We start from the raw sequence: 7,172 nt of genomic DNA, 5'->3' as shown, positions 1-7,172 counted from the left end.
CTGGAGATGTACGGCACGCAGGTGTCGCCAGACTTCATCAGCAAAGTCACCGATGAAGTCATGGCCGAGGTCACCGCTTGGCAGAGCCGGCCGCTGGAGCCGATGTATCCGGTGGTGTTCTTCGATGCCCTGCGGGTGAAGTGTAGTGGTCTAATGAATCCGGACACTCACTTAGGCGAGAATAGTCGCTGTGGAGAGGTGTCTGATGGGCAAGCCGGCAGCGGTGGTTACGGCGGTGGCGGCGGCGCCGGCACCGGTGCGTCTGACGCTTCGTACACCGTACAAGGCGGTTTGGGGGGCTCGATTGAATCTGTGGCTGCCACTACACGAGAGCAGCAGCCAGGCAGTGGTGCTTGCGCTGGCCCGCCATGGCTGGCTGATGCGCGGGGTTAAAACGATAACTACAGCTGCACCTGGATAACCCGGTTCTTTCCCGCGCGCTTGGCCTCGTAGAGCGCAGCGTCTGCCCTGTTTATCAGGTTGATGAGCGTGCCGCCTCGCGCGGTGCCCGTAGCGCCGCCTATGCTGAGTGTGACTTCGCCTCCGACTTTCGACCCCTGGTGGGGAATGTGCAGATTGCTTACCGCCTGACGTAACCGTTCGGCAACGTCCTGTGCCGCGGCGGACGATGTGCTCGGCAGAACGACGGCAAATTCCTCGCCACCGAATCGCGCCACCAGATCGGCCGGTCTGCAGCAACTGCCGAGCAGAGCGGCGGCTATCTGCTTGAGTGCTTCGTCTCCCGCCAGATGACCGTAGGTATCGTTGTAGCTCTTGAAATCATCAACATCGGCGAGAAGGATGGAGAGCTCGCTGTGGTCGCGCGCCGCACGCTGCCATTCGATCGACGCGTACTCATCGAAGCGACGCCGGTTATTGAGGCGGGTGAGGCCATCCATATTGTTCAGGCGCTGCAGCTCGATGTTCGCCTCCAGCAGTTTCTGCTGGCTTTCACGCAGTGCCCGGTAAGCCTCGTCACGCTGCAGTTGATTCAGGTAGGCGCGCGAGTGGTACTGCAGCCGCGCGATCAGTTCGATCTTGTCGGGTAGTTTGACCAGGTAGTCGTTCGCCCCGGCGGCGAAGGCTTCGAGCTTTGTCCTGGGTTCTTCCTTGGTGGACAGCACGACCACCGGAGTGCGCCGGGTGGCCGGGTGCGCCCGATACTGGCGTAGCAGCGTCATTCCCTCGACACCGGGCATCACCAGATCCTGGAGGATGACCGTCGGCGCAATGTGCTCGGCGATAGAGATCGCCTGACTCGCATCGGAACAGTAGTGAAAGTCCATGTCTGGCTCGTCGGCCAACAGCCGGCGCACGGCTTCGCCAATCATTGCCTGGTCGTCGACCAGCAAAACCATCAGCTTGTAATCGTCCGAAAGCGGCCGAAGCCAGGTCTGTTCAGGGTGAGTCGTCGTCTGCAAGTCCATAGTCGATGTTCCCAAGATCAGAGCTTCTCTCTGAGCATATCAATCAGTCGCGGAGCAATGCGTTCGATGGGCAGGATGTCGACCGCAGCACCGAGGGTCGCTGCGGCCTTGGGCATGCCATAGACCGCGCTGGTCGCCTGATCCTGCGCAATGGTGTAGTGGCCTTTACTGCGCAGTGTCTTCAGGCCTTTCGCACCATCTCGCCCCATGCCGGTCAGGAGCACGCCCACCGCTTCACCGGACCACACCGTGCTGACGCTCTCAAAAAACACGTCGATCGATGGTCGGTAGGGATAGTCGCGCGGTTCGGGCGTATAGCCAATCCGATCCTTCGCCTTGAGCATCAGGTGATCGTTCGTGCCGGCCAGCAATACCGTGCCTGCCGTCAGACGATCACCTTCCTGCGCCACGCGAACGGGCAACGGCGAATCGCGATTCAACCAGTCAGCCATCCCGGCGGCGAAGCGCTCGTCGACGTGCTGCACGATGACGATGGCGGCCGCAAAGTCTTTCGGCAGGCCGGCCAGCAATATGGCCAGGGCGCCCGGCCCACCGGCTGAGGCGCCGATGGCGATCAGTCGTTGCCGGCGAGTGATGGCCCACGTCTCGCCGAACATATCGGGACCAGGAATGAACCTGCGCGTACCAATCAACCTGGCGATGGTGTCGATCTTTTTCAGGAAGGCGGCGACGCTCGCCTGTGGATCGTTCAGATTCAGCACGGGCGTGTCGACTGCATCGATGGCGCCATGTCCCATGGCATCGAACACGCGTCCAGTATTGGCCCCGACACTGGCCGTCACGAGCAGGATCGCGCAGGGAGTGCCCGTCATGATTTGCCGTGTCGCTTCCACGCCATCCATCACGGGCATGATCAGATCCATCAGCACCAGATCCGGCATCTGCCTGGCGCACAGCTCCACCGCCTGCGCACCGTCGCGCGCAATCCAGATCACTTCATGATCCGGTCGCAATGCAAGCGCGCGTCGCTGCACTTCGACGGCCAGTGGCAGATCATTTGCGATACCGATTTTCATGGAACCGCCGTGCCGATCAGATCGACGACCGATTGCAGCAGCGTATCGTCGTTGAAGCTGCCTTTGGCCAGGTAGTGGTCCGCGCCGACTTCAAGACCGCGCCGACGGTCCTCCGGGCGGTCCTTGTAAGAGACGATCATCACCGGAAGCGACTTCAGGTGCGGATCCTTCCTGATCAATGCGACCAGCTCAATGCCATCCATGCGCGGCATGTCGACATCGGTAATGACCAGATCGAAGTTTCCTGTCCGCACCGCGTTCCAGCCGTCCATGCCGTCGATGGCAACATCGACTGCGTAGCCGCTGCTGGCCAATAGCTTGCGCTCCAGCTCACGCACTGTCAGCGAATCATCGACCACGAGGACGCGTTTGCGCCGAACGTCCGGCGCTGCGGCGGCTGCAGATTCAAGGCCGCTCAGCCGGCCGCTGGCAATGAGCTTCTCCACCGAGCGCACGCAATCGTCGACATCCACGATCAGTACCGGACTGCCGTCGTCCATCAACCCGCCGGCGGCAATGTCCTTGATCTTGCCCAGCCGCCGGTCCAGCGGCTGTACGACCAGTTCGCGCTCGCCAATGAAGCGGTCGACGATCAATCCGTAGGCATGATGCTCGTTGGCCAGCACCACGACACTGAGCTCAGCGTCGTTGAATCCGGGCTGTGCAGTGTCCAGAACCTGGTGCGCCGTCACCAGCCCGATCCGCCTGCCGTCCAGATCGAAATGCTGACGACCTTCGAGCGAGTCGATGCGCTGCTTCGGCAGTCTGAGGGTCCGTGTGACATGCGCCAGCGGAATCGCGTATGGCTCGCCGCTGATTTCCACCAGCAATGCACGCACGACCGACAGAGTGAGCGGCAGTTGCAACTGAAAGCGCGTACCTCCGCCGTGCTGTGCCGAGACATGCGCGGTACCGTGGACCTGTTTGAGCATGTCCTGCACCGCGTCCAAGCCTACTCCACGACCGGAAATATCAGTGACGGTATCCGCCATCGAGAAGCCGGGCAGAAACAGAAATTCAAGCAGCTCGGCATCGCTCAGCCTGCCAGCGGTCTCGGCGTTCGTCAGATTACGTTGTACGACCGCATGACGCAGCTGCGCGAGGTCGATGCCCCGGCCATCGTCGGAGACGATGACGTGCAACATGCCGGCGCTGTGGCGGGCCTCGAGGCGCACGACACCTTCGACAGGTTTGCCGGCCGCTTGGCGTTCCCCCGGTGATTCCAGACCGTGGTCCACCGCATTGCGCAGCAAGTGGCCCAGCGACGCTTCGAGCTTCTCGAGTATCTCGCGGTCGACGCGAGTGTCCGGACCGACGATTTCAAGTCGTACCTGCTTGCCCAGGCTGTGGGCCAGGTCACGCGCCATGCGTGGAAAGGACTGCACACCATCGGCAAATGGACGCATGCGACAAGCGAGCACGCCTTCGTACAGTCGGTGAGCCAGCGTGGTCACGCGGTTGTCGAAGATTTCGATCTCTACGAGCCGCTGCGCCAGGAACTGTCCGCACTCGAGATTGCGCTGACGAGCGGTGGCCAGGGCAGTCTGCGACGCTTGAACCGCAGAGGCGTCCGACAAGGTTTCGCGCAGTTGATCGAGCGCACCCGTCAGATCCGACTGCAGCCGCTTCAGGCGCTGCAGCGAGTCGGCGAATGGCTGCACCCAGCGGGACGCAGCCCGCGATTCGCTGGCCAGCGCCAGCAATCGATTGAGGTCGGCCGCCGTCACCCGCAAGAATCGGTCCTGAGTCTCACGTGCGCCCGCAGCTGCGCTCGTATCCCCGAGGCTGGTCGGTGAAGGCAGCTGGAGCAGCGTGGTCTCAGGCCGGATCGCGGCCGGTTCCATGTCCGTTGCATCTGCATCTGCATCTGCGTCTGCTTCAGCAAAGGCGCGGCTCAAGGCAGCGAGGAGCGTCTGGATTTCAAGCGTTTGCTCCGCCTCATTCCAGCGCTCCAGCTCGCTCTGTGCGGTAAGGGCGATTCGATTCAAAAGATCGACGCCGCGCAGCAGATGATCGATCCGCTGCCGGTGCAGCGTACAGCGTCCCTGTTGCGCAGCCACGAAGCAGTCTTCCAGCACATGCGCGACTTCGACTCCCGCTTCAATGCCGACGATACGTGCCGCGCCCTTCAGTGAGTGCGCCGCACGCATGCAGGACTCCAGTTGATCGGCGGCGCCCGGATCGCGCTCCAGCGCGAGCAGTCCCGAGGTCAGCGCCTGCACCTGGCTCTCTGCGTCCATGCGGAACAGATCCAGCATCGAGATCTGACTCAGATCCGGGTGGCTCATGCGAGGCTGCGATCGACGGTGTGGAAGACGAGTTGCGCATCGAGGATGCCGACGGTCGTGTTACGCCAGGGAAGTACGGCCTGGCTGTACGTCGCCTGCGCCTTGCCCACGGTAGCAGGCACTTGCGCCAGTTCGGAAGCGCCATACCGATGCACGCCGTGCACTTCGCTGACCGGGAACACAACGCTCGCTGTCCCGCGACGGAGCACCAACAAGCGTTGCACGCCGTTACGCCCGGTGGGTTCGGATGGACTGCTTGCATCCAGTCCAAGGATCGCCGCCAGCGACAGACAGACCAGCAGTTCGCCGCGCACGTTGGTGATGCCAAGCACCGCCCCAGTGCGACGGTGCGGCAGGCAGTGCATGGCGCGCGTGTCGGCGACTTCCACGCAAAACACGGTGGGCAGTGCCAGCCATTCGGTTCCAACGCGAAAGATGATGACGGAATGCGCCAGCTCCTTCACTTGCGCGGACGGTTGGGCGAAGTGGCTGGTCCACCCGTCCGAGTAGTCTGGCGGCGACGGTACATCGAGCAACGCTCTCGCCGAGGCCGAGTACGTCGGACAGTTGCGGCAGTGAAGGTGTTGCTTCAGCTCGACGCATGATTTGTCGCCGCGGACGCCGATCCGGTTCCAGCAGTCGTTGAGCGCGGGGCGCACGAAAGACAGGGTGCTCTGCGATTGCGCGCTCATGCTATTTACCTGCGACTTGCGCACGCTTGGCGCGCTCGAACAACCGCTGCGCGCCGCTCTCATCGCCGCCGCGTCTCAGCGCCATCGCCAGATGCAGCAGTGCTTCCTCGTGGTCGGGGTCCAGATACAGCGCCTTGCGATACTGGTCGCAGGCCTGCTGAGTACGCCCGGCGGCATCGTGCAGCAGCCCCAGCAGACAGAAAGCCCGCGCGCTGGGTGTGTCCGCCTTCATATGGGTTTCGCAATACGCCAGAGCCTCAGCCAGGTTGCCACGATCTGCCATCTGCTGCGCCTCCTCGATCCAGTTCTTCGCCACTGACGGGCGCGGCGCATCCGCCACTGCCACTGACGGGCGCGGCGCGTGAGCACTGCGCTGCTTCAGCCCCGGCGCGGGGACTCCCGCTGGCGCATTGCTGCCAGGAACCAACATCGGCTGGAGCGAACGCACAGGCGGAGTGGGCGTTCGGGGGCTGGCGATGGCTTTGCGAAATGCAAACGCGAGTGGCAGCTTCGCGCTCACATATCCCTGATCCTGCAGCAAGGCAGTTTCTGACGGACCGACGAACAGCACTCCCGTGCTGGCAAGCAGCCGGTTCAATATCGCCACGGCTCGCACCTGGGCCGGCCGATCGAAGTAGATCAGAACGTTGCGACAGAACACCACATCAAAGGTCTGCGCGCCCCACGCGATGCCGGGATCGAACAGATTGCCCTGATGCAGCCGTACTTTGCGGCGCACGTTCTCGTTCAGGCAGTACGCCGACCCCATCGGCAGGAAGTGACGGTCACGGAACTCGAGATCGCTGCCCCGGAACGAGTTCTTTCCATAAATGCCGCTGTCGGCCCTGGCAATGACGCGCGCACTGATGTCGACGGCATCGACCTGGAACTGATGCAGCGACATCCCCGCGTCCAGAAGTGTCATCGCAATCGAGTACGGTTCTTCTCCCGTCGAGCACGGCAGACTGAGCACGCGCAGCACCCCATCCGGATGATGACGCGGACCGTCCTGCGCGATTCGCGCCAGAGCCTCGAATGCCCTGCGATCACGGAAGAACCAGCTTTCCGGCACGACGACTGCTTCGATCAGTTCCTGCAACTCCGGTTCGGATGCAAGCACGAGATCCAGATAGGCGTGCATATCCTGGCAACCTGTGACTGCAGAACGCTCGCGCAGTGCACGCTCGAGTGTCGTGGCGCCGATCGAGACCGCGTCGAGTCCGATCCTTTGCCTCAGCAGTGCTTCGATTCGGGCGATGACCAAGAGTCCTCCTCGGGCTGGCGAAACAACACATCGCTCACGTCAGCCGTCAGCAGCTTGTGCACTTCAACCCGCTGCAGCAGGCGGCCATCGGCGGTGCACACCGGTCCCAGGTATGACGCAGCATCGCTTGCGACGCCGGTGGCGACGAAGTCGGTCGATTCACGCCTCACGGTCTGGGTCACTTTCTCCGCGATCACACCCAGCAGCCGCTCCCGCGCCGTGCGATCCGGATAGCGCACCAGGATCAGGCGGGTGCTGAGATTCCGTGCGGCCGGCTCGCCGGTTGCGAGCTCACTCAGATCGACGACGGGTACCGACTCGCCGTGGTAGTTGATGACGCCGGCCACGCCCGCGGGCGCACGAGGAATGCGCTTGATGTCGACGAGTGGCAGCACCTGGACGACCTGGGTCGCGGCCAGCAGGTAGCCATCATTGGCAATCTGAAATTCGACAAACAGCGCCAC

General features: G+C 62.8%; 6 protein-coding genes and 1 pseudogene. 1 reads left to right on the top strand and 6 read right to left on the bottom strand.

Annotation, left to right across the window (positions count from 1 at the left end; translation table 11 throughout):
- A pseudogene (locus VIZ63_RS25180) lies at positions 1-141 on the top strand (transposase); the annotation flags it as partial.
- 260 nt (positions 142-401) lie between these two features.
- Here VIZ63_RS25180 and VIZ63_RS25175 read toward each other — a convergent pair.
- The 6 genes from VIZ63_RS25175 to VIZ63_RS25150 form a co-directional block, all read right to left on the bottom strand.
- Positions 402-1,358, bottom strand: a complete 957-nt coding sequence (locus VIZ63_RS25175) for a diguanylate cyclase domain-containing protein (RefSeq protein WP_331612613.1) — start codon at positions 1,356-1,358, stop codon at positions 402-404.
- 86 nt (positions 1,359-1,444) lie between these two features.
- On the bottom strand, positions 1,445-2,464 hold the full coding sequence (locus tag VIZ63_RS25170; protein ID WP_331612612.1) for a chemotaxis response regulator protein-glutamate methylesterase: 1,020 nt from the start codon (positions 2,462-2,464) through the stop codon (positions 1,445-1,447).
- Positions 2,461-4,752, bottom strand: coding sequence for a hybrid sensor histidine kinase/response regulator (locus tag VIZ63_RS25165; protein WP_331612611.1), 2,292 nt, complete (start codon positions 4,750-4,752; stop codon positions 2,461-2,463). The genes VIZ63_RS25170 and VIZ63_RS25165 overlap by 4 nt, the downstream gene beginning before the upstream one ends.
- A complete protein-coding gene (locus VIZ63_RS25160; protein ID WP_331612610.1) occupies positions 4,749-5,444 on the bottom strand; it encodes a chemotaxis protein CheW in 696 nt (231 codons plus the stop codon). Before VIZ63_RS25160 ends, VIZ63_RS25165 begins: the two co-directional genes overlap by 4 nt.
- A 1-nt stretch (position 5,445) precedes the next feature.
- The gene (locus tag VIZ63_RS25155; protein WP_331612608.1) at positions 5,446-6,708 is read right to left on the bottom strand and encodes a CheR family methyltransferase; all 1,263 of its coding nucleotides are present in this window, start codon (positions 6,706-6,708) and stop codon (positions 5,446-5,448) included.
- Entirely contained in the window at positions 6,678-7,172 is a 495-nt protein-coding gene (locus VIZ63_RS25150; protein WP_331612607.1) for a chemotaxis protein CheW, read from the bottom strand. Before VIZ63_RS25150 ends, VIZ63_RS25155 begins: the two co-directional genes overlap by 31 nt.

Origin of the sequence: Povalibacter sp. (genome assembly GCF_036520495.1) — a bacterium.
In the GTDB taxonomy this organism is placed as follows: domain Bacteria; phylum Pseudomonadota; class Gammaproteobacteria; order Steroidobacterales; family Steroidobacteraceae; genus Steroidobacter.
Note: the sequence above shows the minus strand (reverse complement) of the source record. Positions and strands in the feature narration are given on the sequence as shown.